At 73.5% G+C, this 2,670-nt stretch carries 2 protein-coding genes; both read left to right on the top strand.

Features of this window, described 5'->3' with window-relative positions; all coding sequences use genetic code 11:
- Positions 1-904 (top strand): acyl carrier protein (locus OO67_RS35310; protein ID WP_033305933.1); only part of this gene is annotated, 904 nt, incomplete at its 5' end.
- 65 nt (positions 905-969) lie between these two features.
- On the top strand, positions 970-2,670 hold a 1,701-nt coding region (locus tag OO67_RS35305; protein WP_078598562.1), incomplete at its 3' end, for a type I polyketide synthase.

Below are 2,670 nucleotides of genomic sequence, written 5' to 3'. Positions count from 1 at the left end.
CAACTACGCCGCCGCCAACACCTTCCTCGACGCACTCGCCCACCACCGCCACACCCAAGGCCTACCCGCCACCTCCCTCGCCTGGGGACTCTGGGACGAAGGCGGCATGGGCGAACGACTGTCCGCGGCCGACCTCGCCAGGCTGCGCCGCTCGGGGATCGTACCGATGCCGCCCGCCGAGGCCCTGCGGATGCTCGACACCGCTCTCGGGTCCGACGAGGCCCTGCTCTACCCGGCGCGGCTCGACCTGTCCGCCTTGCGAACGCTGGCGGCCTCGGGGTCGGGCCCCGCACCGCTGCTCGGGCTGGTGCGCGGCGGGCCGGCACGGCGGGCCGCCGCAGTGGGCGCGGGGGCGCGGTCCTCCGCCGGAGCCGTACCGCTTGCGGACCGGCTCGCGGCCACCCCGGCGGAGGACCGCGGGGAACTGGTCCTCGGTCTGGTCCGGGAGCATGTCGCGGCAGTCCTCGGCCACGGCTCACCGGACCGGATCGATACCGAACGCGGGCTCCTGGACCTGGGGTTCGACTCGCTGACCGCTGTGGAGTTCCGCAACCGGCTCATCGCCGCCACGGCCCTGCGACTGCCGACCACGCTCGTGTTCAACCATCCCACCCCGGCGGCGCTCGCCCGGTACCTGCTCACCGAGCTCGCCCCTGCGGCCGGCCCCGCCGACGCGGCGGGCCCGTTGGAGGCGATCGAGCGGCTCGACGCGCTGCTCCGGCGGACCGGTGCCGCCGCCGGGGGCGCGGCCGAGGCGGCGGAGATCACCCAGCGGCTGCAGCACGTGCTGCAGAACTGGCACGGCCTCACCGCGTCCCTCGGTGAGGCCGACGACGCCGGCCTCGACTCCGCGACGGACGACGAGCTGTTCGAGACCCTCGACAGAGAGCTCGGCCTGTCCTGACGCCGTCCCGGCGTCAGCCGCCGGTCCCGTACATCCCTCATCTCAGCAGAGAAGGTCGAGTTCCCGTGGCGAACAACGAAGAGAAGCTCCGCGACTACCTGAAGCGGGCGACCACCGATCTGAGGCTGGCCAGACGCCGGATCTCGGAGATCGAGCAGGCCCAGCAGGAGCCGATCGCGATCATCGGCATGGCCTGCCGCTACCCGGGCGGCGTCGCCTCGCCGGAAGACCTGTGGCGCCTGGTCAGCGAAGGGACCGACGCGATCGGCCCGTTCCCCGCGGACCGGGGCTGGGACGAGGATCTGTACGACCCCGACCCGGAGTCCGTCGGCAAGTCCACCACCGCGCACGGCGGATTCCTGTACGACGCCGCGGAGGCCGACGCGGCCTTCTTCGGGCTGAGCCCGCGCGAGGCGATGGCCACCGACCCGCAGCAGCGGCTGCTGCTCGAGACGGCCTGGGAGGCGTTCGAGCGGGCGGGCATCGACCCTGTGTCGCTGCGCGGCAGCGACACAGGGGTGTTCGCCGGGGTCATGTACAACGACTACGCCTCGCGGCTGCGGCCGGCGCCCGAGGAGTACGAGGGATATCTGGCCGGCGGCAGTCTCGGCAGCGTGGCATCGGGCCGGCTGGCCTACGTCTACGGCCTGGAGGGCCCGGCGGTGTCCGTGGACACCGCGTGCTCGTCGTCGCTGGTCGCCCTGCACCTGGCGGCGCAGTCGCTGCGCCAGGGCGAGTGCTCGCTGGCGCTCGCGGGCGGTGCGACGGTGATGGCGACGCCCAACACCTTCGTGGAGTTCAGCCGCCAGCGCGGGCTCGCGGCCGACGGCCGCTGCAAGGCGTTCGCCGCCGGGGCCGACGGCACCGGCTGGAGCGAGGGCGTCGGCCTGCTGCTGGTGGAGCGGCTCTCGGACGCGGTGCGCAACGGCCACCCGGTCCTCGCGGTCGTGCGGGGCACGGCCACCAACCAGGACGGTGCCAGCGGCCGGCTGACGGCTCCGAACGGGCCCGCGCAGGAGCGGGTGATCCGGCAGGCCCTGGCCAACGCCCGGCTGACGGCGGACCAGGTCGACGCGGTCGAGGCGCACGGCACGGGCACCACCCTGGGTGACCCGATCGAGGCCCAGGCGCTCATCAACACGTACGGCAGCGCCCATGACTCCGAACACCCCTTGTGGCTCGGGTCGTTGAAGTCCAACATCGGTCACACCCAGGCCGCGGCCGGGGTCGGAGGCGTCATCAAGATGGTGATGGCGATCCGGAACGGAGTGCTGCCGCGCACACTCCACGTCGACCGGCCCACGGACCATGTCGACTGGTCGGACGGCACGGTGCGGCTGCTCACCGAGGAACAGCGGTGGACCGCCGACGGTGAGCTGCCGCTGCGTGCCGCCGTGTCGTCGTTCGGGATCAGCGGCACCAACGCGCACGTCATCGTCGAGCAGGCGCTGGATCAGCCCGCCGAGCCCGGGGACGACGAACCGGAGCAGGCGGCCGGGCCGGGAGAAGCGGACGGCGGACCCGGCGCCGAGGAGTCCGCAGCCCCCGCGCTCCCCTGGCTGCTGTCGGCGAAGAGCGAAGAGGCACTGCGCGACCAGGCACGACGACTGCACGCGTACGCCACCCGGCACGCCGATGCGCCTCTTGCGGAGGTCGCGGCCTCGCTTGCCGCCCGTACCCGCTTCGACCACCGCGCCGTGGTGGACACCACCGACCGCACCACCCTCCTCACCGGCCTCACGGCACTCGCCGACGGCACCGAGACC

It is taken from the genome of Streptomyces atroolivaceus (genome assembly GCF_000717025.1).
GTDB classification, from domain to species: domain Bacteria; phylum Actinomycetota; class Actinomycetes; order Streptomycetales; family Streptomycetaceae; genus Streptomyces; species Streptomyces atroolivaceus.
This window is presented reverse-complemented; position numbering and strand designations above follow the sequence as displayed.